The sequence below is a fragment of the Nocardioides sp. InS609-2 genome (assembly GCF_023208195.1).
GTDB lineage: Bacteria > Actinomycetota > Actinomycetes > Propionibacteriales > Nocardioidaceae > Nocardioides.
Genome location: NZ_CP060034.1, coordinates 1,048,064 through 1,067,588, shown reverse-complemented (window position 1 = coordinate 1,067,588; position 19,525 = coordinate 1,048,064). Strand labels below are relative to the sequence as shown.

Here is a 19,525-nt window from a genome sequence, read left to right as displayed (position 1 = left end):
GCTGATCGAGCTGCGTCAGCGGGAGGTGCGGAACCGCGGCTTCGGCACCCGGTCGCTCAGCGGGTCCGGCGCCGGCTCCTTGTAGTTGATCGGCTGCTCGATCTTGTCGATCAGCCGGGCCAGCGTCGAGGTCGCGCCCGACAGCTGCTCGTGCGCCTGCTTGCTGAGCTGCAGGATCTCGGCGATCCCGGCGTACGGCGCAGTGGCGCGGGCCGCCTTGATCATCCGCTCGACCCGGTGCACCGACTCCTCGATGAGGCTGTCGGCGACTTCCTGGGCCTGGGACATCAGCAGGGCTGCCTGCCGGTCACCGTGCGAGAGACGGGACTGGAGCTCGGCGTTCTCCCGCCGCAGACGCTCGACCTCCGCTTGCAGGACAACTACGTCCGACGTGGTCGACTGCTCCGTCAAACCGTTCATGCCGCCCCTCCCGATGTGAGGCCTTTGTTATCACCTCAAGGGGTGATACCGCGAATCTTATCGGGACCTACAGGTCACTGGCCCAGACCGTTGGATACCGTGTGGCCATGGACATCAGCACGACCCTCGCCACGTCACCGGTCGACGACTCCCGGCTCGCCGAGATCCTGGCCGACCCCGGCTTCGGCCAGTACTTCACCGACCACATGGTCACGGTCGAGTGGACTCCCGACGACGGCTGGCACGCGGCTCGTGTCACGCCGTACGGGCCGCTCTCGCTCGACCCTGCCACCGCGGTGCTGCACTACGCGCAGGAGACCTTCGAGGGCATGAAGGCCTATCGCCATGCCGACGACTCGGTGTGGACGTTCCGTCCCGAGGAGAACGCCAAGCGGATGGGCCGGAGCAGTGGCCGGCTGGCGTTCCCGGTGCTGCCGGTCGACGACTTCGTCAAGGCCGTCGACGCCCTCGTCCAGGTCGACGAGCGCTGGGTGCCTGAGAGCGGGGGAGAGAAGAGCCTCTACCTGCGGCCGTTCATGTTCGCCTCCGAGGTCTTCCTCGGCGTGCGCCCGGCAAAGCACGTCACGTTCATGGTGATCGCCTCGCCTGCCGGCGCCTACTTCAAGGGCGGCGTCAAGCCGGTGTCGCTGTGGCTCACCAACGACTACACCCGCGCCGGCCGCGGCGGCATGGGCGCGGCCAAGACAGGCGGCAACTACGCCAGCTCGCTCGTCGCCCAGCAGGAGGCGACCCAGCACGGTTGCGACCAGGTCGTCTTCCTCGACGGGCAGGAGGGCAAGTACGTCGAGGAGCTCGGCGGCATGAACATGTACTTCGTCTTCGACGACGGCCGCATCGTCACCCCCGCGACCGGCACCATCCTCGAGGGCATCACCCGTGCCTCGATCATCGAGCTGGCGGGGAAGCTCGGCCACCAGGTCGAGGAGCGCAAGTTCTCCATCGACGAGTGGCGCGACGGCGTGACGAGCGGCGCGATCACCGAGATCTTCGCCTGCGGCACTGCTGCTGTCGTGACCCCGGTCGGCACCCTTCGGTCGGACGAGGGCGACGTGCCCGCGCCGGCCGCGACCGACATCACGATGCAGATCCGGCAGAACCTCGTCGACGTGCAGTTCGGCCGCGCCGAGGACACTTTCGGTTGGATGCACCGCGTGGTCTGACCGCTCCCCGGGGGTAAGCAGCGCGACCAAAGCCCAGGTTGAGTAAGGTAAGCCTTACCTGATCTGAAAGGCTCGCCGATGCGCTCCCCGCCGCTGCTCGCTCTCGCCCTTGCCACCTCCTTCGGACTGACCGCGTGTGGCGTAGACCCGGCCTCGACGACCGCCGCGGACGCCGGCGCGGTCGCCGCTCCGGCTGCCGAGACGGGCGCCTTCCCCGCCACGATCGAGCACAAGTTCGGCAGCACCGAGGTCACCTCGGCGCCGAAGCGCGTCGTCACGGTGGGCCTGACCGAGCAGGACGCCCTTCTGGCACTGGGTGTCGTGCCGGTCGGCGTGACCAGGTGGTTCGGTGAGGCCGAGGGCGCGATCTTCCCGTGGGCCACCGACGCCCTGGCGGCTGCCGGGGGTGAGCTCCCGGAGGTGCTCGACTCCACCAACGGCATCGAGGTCGAGAAGGTCGCCGCGCTCGACCCGGACCTCATCATCGCCATCAACTCCGGGATGACCGAGCAGGAGTACGCACTGCTCTCCAAGGTCGCGCCCACGGTGGCGTCTGCCGACGAGGTCGACTACACCTCCTCGTGGCAGGACATCACCGAGCTGGTCGGCACCGCGGTGGGCAAGCCGGCGGAGGCGGAGCAGCTGATCGACGACGTCGAGGGCCAGCTCGAGGCAGCGGCCGCGGAGCACCCCGAGTTCGAGGACGCCCAGGCCGCGGTGGTCACGCCGTACGAGGGGCTCTTCGTCTACGGCGAGGAGGACTCGCGCGGCCAGATGCTCGACGAGCTCGGCTTCGAGTTCCCCGGGGCGCTGGTCGACCCGGAGACCGACGCGTTCGGCTGGTCGCTCAGTGCCGAGCGCACCTCCGACCTCGCTGACCTCGACGCGGTCGTCTGGCTCGACTACGAGGCCGCCGACGCGGGCATGAAGAAGCTGTTCGAGAGCACGCCTGCGCATCGACAGGGCCGCTGGTTCGACATCAGCGACGCCAACGGCGGTGCCTACTATGTCGCGCAGAGCATGGTGACGCCGCTGAGCATCCCATACGTCCTCGAGCGCTATGTGCCGCAGCTGGCCGCGGCCGTCGACGGTGACCCGAAGACCGAGGTCCAGGTCGTCAAGGACTGAGCCACACAAGCTGAAGGGCCCGTCTCCCCGGGGGAGAGACGGGCCCTTCGTAGTGCGTGGAGTGCACACGATCCGATTTCGAGGCGTCGTCACACGCGGCGGCCGGCGTCGTACGTCACCAAGAAGGCGGGTGGGCGCCACGACGCGCAGCCAAGCCGACCAGAGGTCGTGGGGATAACGTCCTGCTTGCCGGCTCGTTGTGACCGACACCGCCACGACGCTTCGAAAGGCACCACACATGCCACTTCGCCCGGCTCGACTGGCGCTTATCCTGACTGCGAGCGCCTTGGTCGCTGGTCTGCTGATCGCGCCGACCGCGAACGCCGCGGGGGCGGTCCCCAGCGGCGACAACACGATCGACATCCTGGTGCTGGGTGACTCCTACTCCGCTGGGAACGGCGCCACCGATGAACAGGGCGCCGTGCATGGCTACGGTCCCGACGGGTGCCGCCGGAGCACGGTGAACTGGAGCGAGAAGTACGCCGCGGCCCTGCGCGCGATCGGCCAGCCGGTGCTGCTGGTCAACCACGCCTGCAGCGGTGGCGTGACCGCAGACATCACCTCGCCCCGGGCGATGGACACCGCGAGCAAGGTCGAGCCCACACCTGCCGGCGTGACGACCGCGGCCGAAGCCGACGCCAGCCTGGCGCAGAGCGACCCGTGCAACACCCACGCGTTCCCCGGGGAGGAGTTCTGGACCTATCGCGCCACGGCCGTGAGCCCGGTGGTCGTCGCCTACGACTGCACCCGCAACCTCCGGCCGCAGGCCGACTTCGTGAGCAGCAACGTCGACCTCGTGCTTTTCACCATGGGCGGCAACGACGCCGGCTTCAGCTCGATCGTGCAGAACTGCTTCGTGCCCGGGCTCCGCAGCTCAAGCGGATGCCAGGGCAAGGTCGACGGCGCCCGGGCGCTGCTGCCGCAGATCCGGGAGCGTCTGCTGGCCGACGTCGCCGCGATCCGGGCCCACGGATTGCGCGACGACGCCAAGCTGGTGCAGCTCGGCTATCCCTGGCTCCAGGTGGACAACGACTTCACCCTGCCCGACCCGCCCGGCTACGCCGCTGGCGACCAGGTCCGTGCCCTGGTCTCCGAGGGCAACGCCGCCATCGCGGCGAACGTCCCCGTCGCCAACGTCGGCCACCCGGGACAACTGACGTTCGTCGCGGGTGTGCCGGAGAAGTTCTCGGGACACGAGCCCGACGCGACGACTCCGCTGGGAAACCCGGACCGCTGGGTCAACCAGGTGGGGGACGGGGACGCGAGCGAGGTCTGGTACCACCCCAACCGGTTGGGGCAAGCGGCGTACGCCGAGATGCTCCAGACCCGTGGCACGTTGGGTGCCCCGACGGGCCCGCCGGTCGGCACCCAGACCGGCGCACGAGCGAAGCTGCGCGTCAGGCTTCACCCACACCGGGTACACGCCGGCGACAAGGTCCGCCTCAGGGTCGCGGTCAGGCTCTCCGACGGTTCGCGGCCACACGGCAAGGTGATCGTGCGTGATGTGACTGGCCACCGGAAGCTGGTGACCACCAAGCTGCACAGGAGCGACCACGGGACGGTGCGACTCTCGCTCCGCCTCCGCCATGCCGGGACCACCAGGCTCCGCGTCGTCTACCGCGATCGGGTCGCGCCGTCCGTGCGCGCGACCCAACGCGTCCACGTGGCTCCACGTCATCGCCCGATGTGACGACGCTGCTTTGATCGTGTGCTCCTCGCAGCCAAGGCCCCCCGACAAGGGGAACCGGACCGTCCTGACGTGGACGATCCGGGGTTCACACGTCGGACCACGAGGTCAGCTGCTGCCGCGAGCCTTGATCGCCGTGCGTCGCCGAGTTGCAGTCTCCTGGAAGCCGCTTGGGCCGTTGAGGCATGGTGCCTCTTTCAAGAGGTTGAACCGGAACTCTTGGGAGAAGCGGTCACCCTCGCAGGGCCTGTCCAGGACCAGACCAGATGCCCTCACGGTCGGGGAGAGCCGGATGTTGAGACGGCAGCGACCAATTCGACCCACCCTCGTGGACTGCCGCCGGTGGAAGCTCAGGTGACCTTCGTGTCAGTCGTCAGCCAGCCGGCGAGCTCCTTCATGTACGACGTCTGCGAGGGGTAGTCCATCGACTTGAACTTCCAGGGGTGCAGCTGTTCGGCCTTGGCCGCGGGCAGCGTGGCGAACGTCGGCTGGTCCTGCAGCTGTTCCGGCGTGAGCGACCCGCGCAGCGAGTAGAGCACGATGTCGGAGGTGTAGGCGTCGGCGTTCTCCCAGCTGACCTGGTGCCAGTAGTAGTCCTTGCCGCCGACCTCGGTGAACTGCACGCCCAGCGACTGGTAGAAGGCCAGCGCCGGGTCGTCGGGAGCCTTGGCGTAGTAGATGCCGGCCGCCTCCTCGGCGTACAGGGGGACCAGGCTGAGACCGCTCCTCGCTGCCTCGGTGAGCTCGGCCGACGCGGCCTCGAAGGCGGTGCGCTGGTCGGCGACCGTGCCGCTCTCGATGTCGATGCCGAGGGCGACGACCAGCTTCTCGTTGGTCTTGATGACGTCGAGGGCCGAGCCGCTCTGCATGACGCCGATGACCGGTGCGATGGCGCGCACCTTCTCCATCTGCGACTCGTCCTTGAAGCCGTACATCAGCTCGGGCTTCTCGCCCTCGTAGGACGTCGTGATGATCAGGTCGGGCGCCGCAGCGGCGAGCTGCTCGAGGTTGATCTCGCCGATCACCTCACCCACGATCTCGACGTCCGACAGGTCGAGCGACTCGAACGTCGCGTCCTCGGACGGCGGGATGTAGTGGAAGAGCGCCACCGGCGTGATGCCGAAGTTCATCAGCGCCGCAGCTGCGTCGCCGTACGCCGCGATGCGGACGGGCGACTTCTCGAGCTCGATCTCCTGGCCGAGGTCGTCGGTCCAGGTCCACGGTCCGTCGGGTGCCTCCGGTGCGCCGGCGGCCGGGACATCGGTGGGGGAGTCGTCGGCGCCACAGGCGGTGAGGCCGGCCACGGCGAGGACGGCGACTCCGCCGCCGAGCAGGCGACGACGGGAGAGCAGGGGACGGGGGTTCATGAAGCGGCTCCTTGGGGGACGGGGTGTGCGGCGGACGAGGTGGGCACCACGATCGGCAGCCCGGTGTGGGGATCGGTGAGCACGCGGGCGTCGAGGCCGAAGACGGCGCTGAGCATCGCTGGGGTGAACACCGCGCTGGGAGTGCCCTGCTCGACGATGACGCCGGCCTTCATGACGACGATGACGTCGCTGTAGCGCGCGGCCAGGTTGAGGTCGTGCAGCACCATCGCGACGGTGCGGCCGCGTTCGCGGTTGAGCCGGGTGACCAGGTCGAGCACCTCGACCTGGTGGGCCAGGTCGAGGTACGTCGTCGGCTCGTCGAGCAACATCAGGTCGGTGTCCTGGGCCAGCGTCATCGCGATCCAGGCCCGCTGGCGCTGGCCACCGGAGAGCTGTTTGAGCGGGCGGTCACGCAGGTCGAGGGTGTCGGTCATGACGAGCGCCGCGTCGACGATGTCCTCGTCCTGCCGCGACCACTGGCTGAACCAGCGTTGGTGCGGGTGGCGCCCCCGGCCGACCAGATCGCGGACGAGCAGGCCCTCCGGGGCGACTGGCGCCTGCGGCAGCAGCGCCATTCGGGTGGCGATCTCGTGGGTGGAGATCGAGCCGATCGGCTGGTCGTCGAGCAGAACGGTGCCCGAGGTGGGCGAGAGCAGCCGCGCAAGGGTGCGCAGCAACGTCGACTTCCCGCAGCCGTTGGGACCGACGATCGTCGTGACCTTCCCGTCGGGGATGGCCAGGCTCAGGTCGCGGACGACCGGCTCGGCGCCGTACCCGACGGTGACGCGGTCGGCCCTGAGCCGGCCGGTGGTTGTGACGGTCATGCGGTCACCTTCTTGTTCGCTCGGAGGAGCAGCCAGATGAGGTACGGGGCGCCGATGGCCGCCGTGACGAGGCCAGCAGGCATCGCGACCGGGATCACCACGCGGGTGAGCAGGTCGGCGCCGACGACCAGGCAGCCGCCGTACACCATCGAGGCGACCATCGGCGGTCGCGAGCCACCGACGAGGCGCAGCGCGACCTGGGGTACGACGAACGCGACGAACTCGAGGGGTCCGACCGCGCTGACGGCGACAGCGGACAGGCCGACCGCCGCGAGCAGGGTGAGCAGCTGGGTGGTCTGGAGTTTGACGCCCAGCCCCCGGGCGGACTCGTCGCCGAGCTGGAGGGCGTTGAGGTTGCGCACCAGCAGCAGTGAGAGGGGCGCCAGGACGACCAGGGTCCAGATCAGCGGGGTGCCCTGGTCCCAGCCGCGACCGCTGAGCGAGCCGTTGAGCCAGACCTGCGCGCTGGCGGCGTCCTGGATGCGTGCACGCACCAACAGCCACGACGTCAGCGCGGTGAGGCAGGCGCCGATGCCGATGCCGATGAGCACCAGCCGCTTGCCGTCGATGCCGCGCCGCCACGACAGGACGTAGAGGAGCGTTGCGGTGGTCAGGGCGCCGAGGAACGCCGCGATCGGGAGGCCGATCGACTGGAGGACGCCACTGACAAGGCCGCCGGAGTAGCCCGCGCCGCCGCTGAGCACGATCACGGCCACTGCGCCGGCGGCCGCACCCTCGGTCACGCCGAGGATGTCGGGGGAGGCCAGCGGGTTGCGGGCGAACGTCTGAGTCAGCGCGCCCGCGAGGCCCAGCGCGGCGCCCGCGAGCAGGGCGACCATCGTCTGGGGCAGCCGCAGGTCGAAGACGATGAACTCCTGGCCGGCGTCACCGCGGCCGAGGAGTGTCGCGACGACCTCGCGCACCGGGATCGGGAAGTCGCCGAGGGCCAGGTCGAGGGCGACGAGGACGGCGAGCAGCGCGACGCCGGACCCGGTCGCGCCGACCGCGCGGAGCGGCACCAGCCACGAGGTGGCACCGACGCGAAGGGGAGCGGAGAGGGTCGTCACAGCTTCACCATCCGGGTCCGGCGCACGAGGAACACGAAGACCGGGCCACCCACCAGTGCCATGACGATGCCGACCTGCACCTCGCCCGGGCGGGCGATGACGCGGCCCAGCGTGTCGGTCAGCACGAGCAGCAGCGCGCCGAGCAGGCCGGCGTACGGCACGACCCAGCGGTAGTCGACGCCGGCCAGGAAGCGCGCGATGTGCGGCACGACGAGGCCGAGGAAGGCGATGGGGCCGCACGCGGCGGTGGCGCCGCCGGCCAGCAGCATCACGGCGGTGACGCCGATGACCTTGTGCCGCATCGGGTGCATGCCGAGCGAGCGGGCGACGTCGTCGCCGAGCTGGAGCAGGTTGAGGCCGGGTGCGCTGATCGCCGCCAGCAGTAGACCTGCGGCGACGAACGGGGCGACCTGCCAGAACACGTCGAGGTCGCGGCCGGCGGTGGAGCCGACGACCCAGAAGCGGTAGGAGTCGAGCACCTCGATGTCGCGCAGCACGATCGCCTGGGTGAGCGCCGCGAGCAGGGCGGTGATCGCCGCGCCGGCCAGCACGAGCGAGACCGGGTCGGGCCCGCCTCGGGTCGAGCCGATCGCGAAGACGGCGACGGACGCGGCCCCGGCACCTACGAGGGCGAACCACGCGTAGCCGGACGTCTCGGAGACGCCGAAGCAGAAGATGCCGACGACCACGGCGAACGCTGCGCCCGACGAGACGCCGAGGAGACCGGGCTCGGCCAGCGGGTTGCGGGTGTGGCCCTGCATCAGCGCGCCGGCGATGCCGAGCGCCGTGCCGACGGCCAGGCCGAGCACGGTTCGCGGCACCCGGAGGCCGTGGACGATCGTCGAGATCTCGGAACCGTCGGGGTTGAAGAGGACGTCGAGCACGGTGCCCGGCGCGATGCTGCGGCTGCCGACGGCCAGGCTGAGGAGCCCCGAGAGCACCACAGCAAGGGTGAGCAGCAGGATGCCGAACGTCGAACCCCGGCGCGGACGGCGCAGGTCCTCGCGTGGTCGGGCCGCGCGCGCAATGGCGGTGGCGGTCATGGGACTCCTCCTATCGCCTAACTTAGGCAAGGCTAACCAAACTCGACCGGCAGTGCGACATGGGGTCCGGGCGGCGGGCCGATCCGCTCCTGCGCAGGTAATCTCGGCTCGTGACGACTTCCCCGCGTCCACAGACGCCACCGTCCGGCCTGACCGTCGGCGGCTACGCGCTCCTGACGCGCCTCGGCGAGGGCGGAATGGGAGTCGTCCACCTGGCCCAGCGGCCCGGTGGTGACCGGGTGGCGCTCAAGGTGCTGCGGCCGCACATCATCGGCGACGACGAGTCCCGCGCGCGGCTGGCCCGCGAGGTCGGGTCGCTCTCTCGCATCAGGAGCAGGCGCGTCGCCGAGATCGTGGACGCGGACCCGTGGGGCGACGTTCCGTATGTCGCGACCCGCTACGTGCCCGGCCTGTCGCTGCACGACGAGATCCAGGAGAACGGGCCGATCCTCGGTGTGGACCTCACCTGGCTGGGTCGTTGTCTGGCGGAGGCGCTCACGGCGGTCCACTCGGTGGGCGTGCTGCATCGCGACATCAAGCCCTCCAACGTGCTGATGGAGGGCCGCACGCCGATCCTCATCGACTTCGGCCTCGCCCGGGTCGCCGACGACCCGCGGATCACCCACACCGGATGGCTGCTCGGCACACCGGGCTACCTCGCGCCCGAGATCCTGTACGGCGACGACGCGACCACCGCGTCCGACGTGCACTCGTTGGCGGCCACAGTCGGGTTCGCCGCGCTCGGTCGGGCGCCCTTCGGGCGCGGGCCGTCGATGGCGATCATGGACCGCGTCCGCCGCGGCGAGCACGACCTGGCCGAGCTCGACGACCCGATGCGCGACGTGCTCATCGCGGCCCTCGACCCCGACCCGAGCCGTCGCCCGACGCTGCCCGCGCTGGTGTCGTGGCTCGAGAACCCGCGAGCCCGCGACGTCATTGAGCCGATCCCGCAGCCCATGCGGGAGCCCGAGCCCGACCTCTTCACGTTGCCGCTGGCCGTCGCAGCGTCCGCCCGTGCCGAGAACCTGACCGCGCACGAACCTGCCGCGCCGTCAGTCGTCCCTCATCGCACGGGTTCGACCTCGGTGCTGCCCTCGGAGGGTGACACCGCCTGGCTCGCCGACGGCCCGGTGTCGGTGCAGGGCCGGCCCCCGGTCGCCGAACGCCTGCGCCGCTTCGTGTCCCTGTTGTCACTGGCCTCCGTCGGTGGTGGCGCTGTTGCGTTCGCGCCGTACCTCTCCGTGGCCGGTCTGCTCGTCCTCACCTGGCTGCTGCGCAGTGGGTCGATGTCCGCGTCGGCGGCCGGCGACCGACGCCGCGCCCGCGGTGCCAAGTGGTACGACGGCCCGCAGACGCTGCTGGCCACGCCCTGGCACGTGCTGGCGGGCATCCCCGGCACGCTCTTGCTCGCGTTGTGGGCCGGTGGCATCGCTGCTGCAGTCGGTCTGTTGTGCTTCGCCGCTGCCACGGGACCGGTGCTCGCCCTGGGGCTCTGCGGAGCCGCGCTCGCCTGTGGCTTGTGGTTCGGGCCGGGTGGTTCACGCGTACGCCGGCCGTTGCGCCGCGTCGTACACCCGCTGGCGGCGGAGCCGCTGACGTGGCTCGTCGTGACGGCCGTCGTGCTCGCGGTCGCTGCCGGACTGGCGTCACTGGCGACCAGCCAAGGCATCTCCTGGGCGCCGGCGTCGGGTGCACCGTTCTCGTTCCTGCGCTGACCGGATCACGAGACCTCGTCCGACATTCGCCCGGTCCGTGGCAGCATGGGCGACATGCACCACCTCTTCACCACCAGCATCATCATTCGCTAGCGCGACGGGACACCCCGCCGCGCTGACCTCTCGTCCCCACGGGAGGTTTTTTGTTTGTCAGACAACATCCGCCGGACACGAGAGAACGACCATGGACCTCCAGGGTGACTTCCACGTCTACGACACGACGCTTCGCGACGGCGCACAGCAGGAGGGGCTCAACCTCTCCGTCGCCGACAAGCTCGCGATCGCGCGCCACCTCGACGGGCTGGGGGTCGGCTACATCGAGGGCGGCTGGCCGGGCGCGAACCCGAAGGACACCGAGTTCTTCCGGCGTGCGCGCACCGAGCTCGACCTCGGCCACGCCCGCCTCGCGGCCTTCGGCGCCACCCGCCGCGCGGGAGTGAAGGCCGCCGACGACCCCGGCATCGCAGCCCTGCGCGACAGTGGCGCGAGTGTCGTCACGCTCGTCGCGAAGTCGCACGACCGCCACGTCGAGCTCGCGCTGCGGACCACGCTGGAGGAGAACCTCGCGATGGTGCGCGACACCGTCAGCCACCTGCGCGCGGAGGGGCAGACGGTCTTCCTCGACGCCGAGCACTTCTTCGACGGCTACCGCGACAACCGCGACTACGCGCTCGAGGTGCTGCGGACGGCGTACGACGCGGGCGCCGAGGTCATCGCCCTGTGCGACACGAACGGCGGCATGCTGCCGGGCTGGGTGGGCAGTGTTGTCCACGATGTCATCGAGACCACGGGGGTGCGGGTCGGCATCCACTGTCACAACGACACCGGCTGCGCGGTGGCCAACACCCTCGCCGCGGTCGATGCCGGCGCGACCCACGTGCAGGGCACGATCAACGGGTACGGCGAGCGCACCGGCAACGCCGATCTCGTCAGCGTCGTCGCCAACCTCGAGCTCAAGCTCGACCGACGGGTGCTGCCCGACGGGCTGCTGCGGGACGCCACCCGCATCGCGCACGCCGTCGCCGAGGTGACGAACTTCCCGCCGGCCTCGCGCCAGCCGTACGTCGGCACCTCGGCGTTCACCCACAAGGCCGGGCTGCACGCGAGTGCCATCAAGATCGACCCGAACCTCTACCAGCACATGGACCCGGTCGGGGTCGGCAACGACATGAGGCTGCTGGTGTCCGACATGGCGGGCCGGGCGTCGATCGAGCTCAAGGGCAGGGAGCTGGGCTTCGACCTGTCCGGCGATCGCGAGCTCGTGCAGCGCGTGACCGACCGCGTCAAGCAGCTCGAGCAGAAGGGCTTCACGTTCGAGGCCGCCGACGCGTCGTTCGAGCTGCTGCTCGTCGAGGAGGTCGAGGGTGCCCGGCCGTCGTACTTCGACGTCGAGTCCTGGCGCGTGATCACCGAGACCCGGCCCGGCGACGAGGCGGTGTCGGAGGCGACGGTCAAGCTGAAGGCCGCGGGCGTGCGCTACGTCGTCACCGGCGAGGGCAACGGACCGGTCAACGCCCTCGACGCGGCGCTGCGCGAGGCGATCGGGCAGGCGTTCCCGGGCGTCGCGAAGTTCGAGCTGATCGACTACAAGGTACGCATCCTCGACCAGGGTCACGGAACCGACGCGATCACCCGGGTGCTCATCGAGACCTCGGACGGCGAGTCCACGTGGGTCACCGTCGGCGTCGGCCACAACGTGATCGAGGCGTCGTGGGGGGCGCTGGTCGACGGGCTGACCTTCGGGCTGCGACGTCAGGACGCCAAGGGCTGACCGGCCTCAGGCCAGGCCGGCGATCTTTCGGTGGTCAAGTGCCGGCGAGGAACGAGCGGGCGTATCGAGACCCAACCATTGACGGCAGCCCGGCCTCAGGCCAGGCCGGCGTACGTCTTGCCTCGAAAGGCAGCGAGCCGTTCCGCCTGCTCGTCGAGACCCTTCGTCGGCTCGCCGCCCGACCACATCTCGACGGCGATCTCGAGCCTCGGGCCGGACGTGCGCGGCCGCCACGACCCGACCAGCTCGTGGCCGTCGAGGATCGCGCCGGGCCGGCCGAGGGTGCGCCAGAGGTCCTTGCGGGCTGCTGCATCGGGTACGACGAGCTCCCGGTCGCGACCTTGCAGGAACAGGTCGAACGGACCGAGCAGCAACACACCGCTTGCCTTCGGCGCCTTGCGCAGGGCCGTCTCGTCGGCGGCCAGCACCTGGAGCCTCTGGCCCTCCACCGTCACGGGCACGACGTCTTCGGGCCAGCGCGCGGTGACCTCGCTGACGGTGGTGTCGAGGTAGCCGGCGACGAGCTTCGGCGCGGCCGGGCCCAGCAGATGGAGAGTGGCGCGCACCGGGTCGAGGTGGTCGGGCACCTTCTTCGCCGGGCCGCGCCAGCCCTTGATGCGGTGCAGCACCGGGGGAGAGGTGCCGGGCTCGAGCTCCAGGCCGGCGTGCAGTCCCGCGATCCGGAACGGCTGTTCGTAGGTGTGCGTCGCCTGGCACGGGTTGCACCAGCGCAGGTACGGCGCGTCGAGACGCTTGGTCAGGCCTGACGACACGTCGCCCTTCACAGTGGGCGACTGCACGATGTCGCGCATCTCGGTGGCCACCGAGTCGAGCGCGTCGAGGATGCCGATGTCGGCCTTCCGGAGCGGCGTGGCCGCGTCGAAGATGCGCTTGCCCGCGTCGGCGTCGCTCCACGGCCAGGTGGCCGCCGCCACGGCTGCGGCTTCCGAACGGCGATAGGCGTGGGGTGCGCCGCGCAGCGTCCAGGCGAGGAACAGCTCCTCGGCGGGCAGCGAGCAGCGGCGCAGCTCGAGCGCCCAGGCCGAGCCGTCGGGTCCGGTGTCCTGTACGCCGAGGTCGAGGATCGGCGAGTCCCCGCGAGCTCGCTTCGCGTCCAGGGCCTGAGCGTGCACCCGGAATCTGAGGACGTCGTCGCGGCTCACCGAGCGGTCAGGCATGCCCGACCACGCGTCGTACGAGGTCGTCCCAACCGGCCTGGATCCGCTCGACCGGGACGTGCTCGATCTCGGTCTGCTGGGTCAGGATCGTCATCTCCAGCGGCGCGATGAGCGCAGTGGCGAGCATCGCGATGTCCCCCCGCACTCCCAGCTGGTCGAGGAGGTGGCGCACGTGCATTGCGGTGAACGAGACCGCGGCGTACGCACGCGATCCCGCAGCGCCGGCGGCCCGGATCAGATGGGCGTGGGTGATGTTGAGCTCGACACGGGAGTGCCCGAACGCCAGCAGCCGCTCCATCGGTGGAGCGCCGGGTCCGAGCGGCGGCGGCCCGGAGAGTACGCCGGCCTGCCAGGCCGTCTCGGACCGGTTGAGGAGCGCGCCCATCAGGCCCTCGCGGCTGTCGAAGCGCCGGAAGACCGTGCCCTTGCCGACGCCCGCCTCGTGGGCCACGGCGTCCATCGTGACGTGCTCGACACCGCAGTGGTCGACCATTCGCTGGGCGGCAGCAAGCAGCGCCTCGCGATTGCGCGCCGCGTCGGCCCGCTCCGGGGCGGGCTCGTCGGCCAGCTGTAGGTGGATCGGCACGCTCACCAGCCTAGGGGGACAGCTTCGTGGCAGGCTTGGAATAGAAACGGACCGTGGTCCGTTTAGCCTCCCATGACCGTCACCAATTTCAAGGAGCACCCCATGTCAGACACCCGCGTCGTAGTCCTCGTCGGCAGCCTCCGCGCCGACTCCCTGAACCGTCGCATCGCCGAGACGCTGAAGACTCACGCGCCCGTGGGTGTCACCGTCGAGATCGCCGAGGGCCTTGGTGAGATCCCGTTCTACAACGAAGAGCTCGACGGCGACGCCGTGCCTCCCGCCGCGAAGACGCTGCGCGACCTCGTCGCAGGTGCCGACCGCGTGCTGGCCATCACCCCGGAGTACAACGGCACCATGCCGGCCGTCCTCAACAACGCCATCGACTGGCTCTCGCGCCCCTACGGTGTCGGCGCCATCACCGGCAAGCCGTTCGCTGCCGTCGGCGCCACCCCCACGCCGTACGGCGGCAAGTGGTCGCACGACGACGCCCGTCGCTCCGCCGGCGTCGCCGGTGCCTCCGTCCGCGAGGACATCGTCCTCTCGCAGTCGGCCATGGAGGGCGACATCCTCGCCGACGAGCAGATCGTGGGCACCCTGCTGGGCGCGCTCTCGGCACTGGTCGCCGAGCCCGCCGCAGCCTGACCCGTCACGGCCCGACCAGCGATCGGTCGACCGGCTAGCGTCGGGGCGTGGCCGAACTCCATGACCTGACCGCGCTCGAGCAGGGCGACGCCGTACGCCGTGGCGAGGTGTCGGCGGCCGAGCTGGTCGAGCACCACCTGGCCCGAGCCGACCGCGTCGGAGCCTTCATCACGCGCACGCCCGAGCTTGCCATCGACCGGGCTCGGGCCCTGTCGACACTGTCGCGTCCGGACGACAACGCCTCGCCGCTCCACGGCGTGCCGACCGCGATCAAGGACCTCAACCTGACCGCGGGCGTGCGCACGACCTTCGGCTCTGCGGCGTACGTCGACTTCGTGCCGGAGGTCTCGGACGCGGTGACGCTCGCGATCGAGGCCGCTGGCCTGGTCAGCCTGGGCAAGACGAACACTCCGGAGTTCGGCTCGCCCTGCTACACCGAGCCGGACGTCGCGCCGCCGGCCGTCACGCCCTGGGACACGTCCCGGATGGCAGGTGGCTCGTCGGGTGGCGCGGCCGCTGCCGTTGCTGCCGGCCTGGTGCCGGTGGCGCAAGGCTCCGACGGCGGTGGCTCGATCCGCATCCCCGCCTCGTGCTGCGGGATCGTCGGGCTCAAGCCGAGCCGCGGACGCATCTCCGGCGCCCCGACGTACGGCGACCCGGTCGGGCTCGCGACCCCCGGACCGCTCGCGCGCACGGTCCGTGACATCGCCGCCTTCCTCGACGTGCTCGCCGGTCGTGGTGTGGGTGACCCGTCGTGGGCACCACCTCCTCACTCGTCGTTCCTGGCTGCCTGTGACCGGGACCCGGGACGTCTCCGGGTCGCTCGATTCATTGCACCAGTGATCGCCGACAGTCCGGTCGACCCTTCGTGTGTGCAGGCCTGGGAGGACGCCTCCCGGCTGCTCGAGTCGATGGGTCACGAGGTCGAGGACGTGCCCGTCCCGCTGCCTCCCGAGGCGGTGCCGGTGTTCGAGATCTGCTGGGCCGTGCTCACCGCGCTGTCCGCCGCGCCGCCCGGGCGCGAGGGCGATCTCCGGCCGCTCACCCGCTGGCTCAGCGAGCGTGGCCGTGCGGTCACGGGTCCGGAGTTCGGCCTGGCCATCGGCGAGATGCGCCGACTCGCCGCCATAGCGCTGGCCGCCCTTGCGCCGTACGACCTGGTGCTGACGCCGACCCTCGCCGTACCCCCACTGCCGGTCGGCGCGCTGCGGAACGACGACGACCCGGAGGCCGACTTCGAGGCCCAGAAGGTCTTCACGCCATGGACCTCTGCCTGGAACGTCACGGGCATGCCGGCCATCTCGCTGCCCCTGCACTGGACCGACGACGACCTGCCCGTCGGCGTGATGCTGGCCGCGCGGCCGGCCGAGGAGGAGCTGCTGCTGGCGGTCTCCGCCAGGATCGAGGAGGCCGCGCCATGGATTCACCGCAAGCCGCCCGTGTGGTGAGGTGGGCGGCATGACCGAGCCGACGCCGTACATCTGTGTCGCCGGAGCAGACCGCGCCATCGCCTGGTACGTCGACCTGCTGGCGCCGAGGTGGTCCATGAGTCGATCGCCATGGCCGACGGAAAGGTCGGCCACGTGGAGCTGGTCGTCGACGGTGCGCGCTGGATGATGGCGGACGAGTTCGAGTCGGCGGGAGTGGCCGGGCCCGACCCCACCCGCGGCCGCGGTCCGGAGGACTCGCCACCCGCCGGTCGCGTGGCGGTCTTCCGCGACCCGTTCGGCCATCGGTGGCTCCTCAACACAGGTGTGACGACGGGGTAGTCCGGGGCAATCGGTACCTCCCAGGTCCGCGGGAGGTGCAATTTGGCCCGGACTATCCCAGGGGAGCGGGGGCTGAGAACCAGGACGGCGCCCGGTCCCGGAACGTCGCCGGGTCCAGGGCGCCGGCGCCGGCCGGCACGACTGCGATGACCGGGAGGCCGGCCACGACCGGCAGGTCCTCGAGGTTGCAGGTCTCGGCCAGCCCGGGCTCGACGGGCCAGGACCCGACCACCAGACCGGCCGGCTCGACCCCGCGGCCACGGAGTGCCTGCACGGTGAGCTCGGTGTGGTTGAGCGTCCCCAGCCCGGCCGACACCACGACGACCACCTCGGCCGCGAGGTCCGCCGCCAGGTCGAGCAGGGTCCCGCCGTCGGTGTCGAGCCGGACGAGCAGGCCGCCGGCTCCCTCGACGAGGACGCAGTCGTGCCCCTCGGCGAGCGCCCGGATCCGGTCGGCGTACTCCGCGATCGGGGGAATGCTCACGCCGCGCAGCCGGGCCGCCGTGTCAGGAGCGAGCGGGTCGTCCAGGGTGGTGAGCTCGAGCACGTCGCAGCCCGTCAACGTGTGGATGACCGACACGTCGGCCGTCTCTCCCCAGCCCGGACCCATCCCGGTCTGCACCGGCTTGACGACCACCACCGAGCCATTGCCCAGCTCCCGGACAGTGAGCGCGGCCGTCGCGATCGTCTTGCCCACACCCGTGCCCGTGCCGGTGACGACGACGATGCGCCCGGTCATCGGTGTGCCTCGACGACCTTGGCCAGCACGTCACACGTGCGTGCCCAGTCGTCGTCCGGCACGCCGGCGTTCGTGGTGATCCGCAGTCGCGACACACCGTCGGGTACCGACGGCGGGCGGAAGCAGCCCACCCGCACGCCGTGTTCGAGGCACTCCGCCTGCGCCTGGAGTGCGACGTACGGCGACGGCATCGGCACGGAGAGTACGGCGCCGGCCGGCGTGGTCACGTCGAGCAGGTCCGCAAGGGCCGTCACCCGACGGCGTACCCGCTCTGGCAGGTCGGCGTTCTCGCGGAGCACCCGCAGCGCCGCCAGCGCACCGCCGGTCGCTGATGGAGCAAGCGCGGTGTCGAAGATGAACGGCCGGGCGCGGTTGACCAGGTGGTCGACCAGCGCGGGTGTGCCGAGCACGGCTCCACCCTGGGCGCCCAGCGACTTCGACAGCGTCGCCGTCACCACGACGTGCGGATGTCCGCCCAGGCCCAGGTCGCGGACCAGCCCGTGACCGCCGGCGCCGGCCACGCCGAGGCCGTGCGCCTCGTCGACAACGAGCAGGGCGCCGTGGGCAGCGCACACCTGCACGAGCTCGACGAGTGGAGCTGCATCGCCGAGCACGGAGTAGACCGACTCGGCCAGCACCAGCGCCCGCCGACCGCCGCCGGAAGAGAGCGCAGCGTCCACCGCGTGCACGTTGTTGTGCGGCACCACGGAGATCTCGGCACGGGAGAGACGGGCGGCGTCGATGAGGGAGGCATGGATGTGCGCATCGGAGACGATGAGGGTGTCGCGGTCGGCCAGGCCCGTGACGGCCGCGAGATTGGCGTGGTAGCCCGTCGACATCACCAGGGCTGCGGGCATCGCGAGGAAAGCGGCGAGCTCCTGCTCGAGCGTCGCGTGCAGGGCCAGCGTCCCGGTCACGAGTCGCGACGCCCCGGACCCCGCGCCCCAGACGACGGCCGCTTCGGCGGCTGCTGCGACCACCGACGGGTGGCGGGAGAGGCCGAGGTAGTCGTTGCCGGCCAGGTCGACCACGTCGTCGTCGGGTCCACGCGGACGCAACCGGCGAGTCAGCCCGGCCGCATCGCGACTCACGGCCTCGTCGGCGAGCCACTGCTCCCAGCGGCTCATCGGGCCACCACCGCAGCGCGCAGGGCAGCGCAGATCGTGTCGATCTCGTCGTCGGTGCTGATGTAGGGCGGCATCGTGTAGATCAGGTCGCGGAAGGGCCGGATCCACACTCCGGCGGCCATCGCGGCATCGGTCGCGGCGACCACGTCGACCGGTCGGTCGACCTGGATGACTCCCACCGCACCAAGGATCCGTACGTCGACCACGCTCGGCAGGTCGCGCGCGGGAGCGAGACCGTCGGTGAGCCGGGTAGAGAGGCGCTGGACGTTTGCCGCCCAGTCGGACGACGTCAGCAGGTCGAGGCTGGCGAGCGCGACGGCGCACGCGAGCGCGTTGCCCATGTAGGTGGGCCCGTGCATGAGCACGCCCGACTCGGAGCGGGACAGGCCGCGCGCGACGGCCGACGTACACAGCACTGCGGCCAGGGTCAGGTAGCCACCGGTGAGCGCCTTCCCGACACACATGATGTCGGGAGTGACGCCGGCCGCGTCGGCGGCGAACATGCTCCCCGTGCGCCCGAAACCGGTCGCGATCTCGTCGAACACCAGCACCAGGTCGTGCTCGTCGGCGACCTCACGCATGACGCGCAGGCACTCGGCGGGATAGGGCCACATGCCGCCCGCCCCCTGGATGAGCGGCTCGACGATGATGCCCCCCAGCTCATCGGCGTGGGCTGCCGCGACCTCCCGGAACGACGCGGACCACTCGCCGATGTCGGCGCCGACAGCCGGTGGCCGCGGCGCGAAGACGTGCTCGGGCACGAAGCCGCGGAACATCGAGTGCATGCCGCCGTCGGGGTCGCATACGCCCATGCAGCCGCAGGTGTCGCCGTGGTAGCCGCCCAGGACGGTGAGCATCCGCGTGCGCTGTGGTCGACCGCTGCCTCGCTGGAACTGGAGGACCATCTTGAGCGCGACCTCGACGCTCACCGACCCGCTGTCGGCGAGGAAGACGTGCTCCAGGCCGTCCGGTGCCAGGTCCACGAGCCGCTGCGCGAGCCGGATCGCCGGCTCGTGGGTGAGCCCGCCGAACATCACGTGCGCCATCGACTCGAGTTGCTCGGTCGCGGCACGGTTGAGCAGCGGGTGGTTGTAGCCGTGGATCGCCGACCACCATGACGCCATCGCATCGACGACGCGCGAGCCGTCGGCCATGGTCAGGTGCACGCCGTCCGCGCCGGTGACGAGCCGGACCGGTGTCGGGTCGGTCATCGACGTGTAGGGATGCCACAGGTGCTCGCGGTCCCACGCGAGTAGTTCGGCAGTGCTCGCCTCAGCCACG

18 protein-coding genes are annotated in these 19,525 nt (G+C 70.9%); 8 read left to right on the top strand and 10 right to left on the bottom strand.

The features are described 5' to 3' along the window. Positions 1-15: 15 nt before the first annotated feature. Complete coding sequence (locus H4Q84_RS05620) at positions 16-420, bottom strand: hypothetical protein (protein ID WP_248582421.1); 405 nt, start codon at positions 418-420, stop codon at positions 16-18. Positions 421-527: 107 nt separating this feature from the next. Between H4Q84_RS05620 and H4Q84_RS05615 the strand changes: the two genes are divergently transcribed. The 3 genes from H4Q84_RS05615 to H4Q84_RS05605 all read left to right on the top strand — a co-directional run bounded on the left by H4Q84_RS05615 (position 528) and on the right by H4Q84_RS05605 (position 4,419). Next, positions 528-1,601 (top strand): branched-chain amino acid aminotransferase, encoded by a 1,074-nt coding sequence (locus H4Q84_RS05615; protein WP_248582420.1) that lies wholly within the window; start codon positions 528-530, stop codon positions 1,599-1,601. Between the two features lie 78 nt (positions 1,602-1,679). Further along, a complete protein-coding gene (locus tag H4Q84_RS05610) occupies positions 1,680-2,729 on the top strand; it encodes an iron-siderophore ABC transporter substrate-binding protein (protein WP_248582419.1) in 1,050 nt (349 codons plus the stop codon). A gap of 238 nt (positions 2,730-2,967) precedes the next feature. Next, positions 2,968-4,419 carry a GDSL-type esterase/lipase family protein gene (locus H4Q84_RS05605; protein WP_248582418.1) on the top strand — a complete coding sequence of 484 codons (1,452 nt, stop codon included), beginning with the start codon at positions 2,968-2,970 and terminating at the stop codon, positions 4,417-4,419. Positions 4,420-4,766: 347 nt separating this feature from the next. Here H4Q84_RS05605 and H4Q84_RS05600 read toward each other — a convergent pair whose 3' ends face one another. Genes H4Q84_RS05600 through H4Q84_RS05585 form a run of 4 tightly spaced genes read right to left on the bottom strand, consistent with a single transcriptional unit; the run spans position 4,767 to position 8,717 of the window. Then, complete coding sequence (locus tag H4Q84_RS05600; RefSeq protein WP_248582417.1) at positions 4,767-5,783, bottom strand: ABC transporter substrate-binding protein; 1,017 nt, start codon at positions 5,781-5,783, stop codon at positions 4,767-4,769. Then, entirely contained in the window at positions 5,780-6,607 is an 828-nt protein-coding gene (locus H4Q84_RS05595; protein ID WP_248582416.1) for an ABC transporter ATP-binding protein, read from the bottom strand. Before H4Q84_RS05595 ends, H4Q84_RS05600 begins: the two co-directional genes overlap by 4 nt. Further along, the gene (locus H4Q84_RS05590) at positions 6,604-7,674 is read right to left on the bottom strand and encodes an iron chelate uptake ABC transporter family permease subunit (protein ID WP_248582415.1); all 1,071 of its coding nucleotides are present in this window, start codon (positions 7,672-7,674) and stop codon (positions 6,604-6,606) included. Before H4Q84_RS05590 ends, H4Q84_RS05595 begins: the two co-directional genes overlap by 4 nt. Beyond that, complete coding sequence (locus H4Q84_RS05585; protein WP_248582414.1) at positions 7,671-8,717, bottom strand: iron ABC transporter permease; 1,047 nt, start codon at positions 8,715-8,717, stop codon at positions 7,671-7,673. The genes H4Q84_RS05590 and H4Q84_RS05585 overlap by 4 nt, the downstream gene beginning before the upstream one ends. Positions 8,718-8,827: 110 nt before the next feature. Here H4Q84_RS05585 and H4Q84_RS05580 point away from each other — a divergent pair, with 110 nt between their 5' ends. After that, the gene (locus H4Q84_RS05580; protein ID WP_248582413.1) at positions 8,828-10,432 is read left to right on the top strand and encodes a serine/threonine-protein kinase; all 1,605 of its coding nucleotides are present in this window, start codon (positions 8,828-8,830) and stop codon (positions 10,430-10,432) included. A gap of 184 nt (positions 10,433-10,616) precedes the next feature. Continuing rightward, a complete protein-coding gene (gene cimA, locus H4Q84_RS05575; RefSeq protein ID WP_248582412.1) occupies positions 10,617-12,203 on the top strand; it encodes a citramalate synthase in 1,587 nt (528 codons plus the stop codon). Positions 12,204-12,298: 95 nt separating this feature from the next. Here cimA and H4Q84_RS05570 read toward each other — a convergent pair whose 3' ends face one another. Both H4Q84_RS05570 and H4Q84_RS05565 read right to left on the bottom strand, forming a co-directional pair. Beyond that, positions 12,299-13,381, bottom strand: coding sequence for a crosslink repair DNA glycosylase YcaQ family protein (locus H4Q84_RS05570; RefSeq protein ID WP_248582411.1), 1,083 nt, complete (start codon positions 13,379-13,381; stop codon positions 12,299-12,301). Continuing rightward, on the bottom strand, positions 13,374-13,967 hold the full coding sequence (locus tag H4Q84_RS05565; RefSeq protein WP_248582410.1) for a TetR/AcrR family transcriptional regulator: 594 nt from the start codon (positions 13,965-13,967) through the stop codon (positions 13,374-13,376). The genes H4Q84_RS05570 and H4Q84_RS05565 overlap by 8 nt, the downstream gene beginning before the upstream one ends. A gap of 102 nt (positions 13,968-14,069) precedes the next feature. On the opposite strand from H4Q84_RS05565, the gene H4Q84_RS05560 reads away from it, so the two are divergent. From H4Q84_RS05560 to H4Q84_RS05550, 3 genes are all read left to right on the top strand, one after another. Continuing rightward, on the top strand, positions 14,070-14,609 hold the full coding sequence (locus H4Q84_RS05560; protein ID WP_248582409.1) for an NADPH-dependent FMN reductase: 540 nt from the start codon (positions 14,070-14,072) through the stop codon (positions 14,607-14,609). A 47-nt stretch (positions 14,610-14,656) separates the two neighbouring features. After that, a complete protein-coding gene (locus H4Q84_RS05555) occupies positions 14,657-16,057 on the top strand; it encodes an amidase (RefSeq protein WP_248582408.1) in 1,401 nt (466 codons plus the stop codon). 111 nt (positions 16,058-16,168) lie between these two features. Further along, positions 16,169-16,378 (top strand): hypothetical protein, encoded by a 210-nt coding sequence (locus H4Q84_RS05550; protein WP_248582407.1) that lies wholly within the window; start codon positions 16,169-16,171, stop codon positions 16,376-16,378. Between the two features lie 52 nt (positions 16,379-16,430). Here the strand turns inward: H4Q84_RS05550 and bioD are convergent, their stop codons facing one another. From bioD to H4Q84_RS05535, 3 genes are read right to left on the bottom strand one after another with little or no spacing between them, the layout of a single operon-like run. After that, the gene (gene bioD, locus H4Q84_RS05545) at positions 16,431-17,117 is read right to left on the bottom strand and encodes a dethiobiotin synthase (protein WP_248582406.1); all 687 of its coding nucleotides are present in this window, start codon (positions 17,115-17,117) and stop codon (positions 16,431-16,433) included. Then, positions 17,114-18,244, bottom strand: coding sequence for an 8-amino-7-oxononanoate synthase (locus H4Q84_RS05540; RefSeq protein ID WP_248582405.1), 1,131 nt, complete (start codon positions 18,242-18,244; stop codon positions 17,114-17,116). Before H4Q84_RS05540 ends, bioD begins: the two co-directional genes overlap by 4 nt. Continuing rightward, the gene (locus H4Q84_RS05535) at positions 18,241-19,524 is read right to left on the bottom strand and encodes an adenosylmethionine--8-amino-7-oxononanoate transaminase (protein WP_282580314.1); all 1,284 of its coding nucleotides are present in this window, start codon (positions 19,522-19,524) and stop codon (positions 18,241-18,243) included. Before H4Q84_RS05535 ends, H4Q84_RS05540 begins: the two co-directional genes overlap by 4 nt. Between the last annotated feature and the right edge of the window lies 1 nt (position 19,525).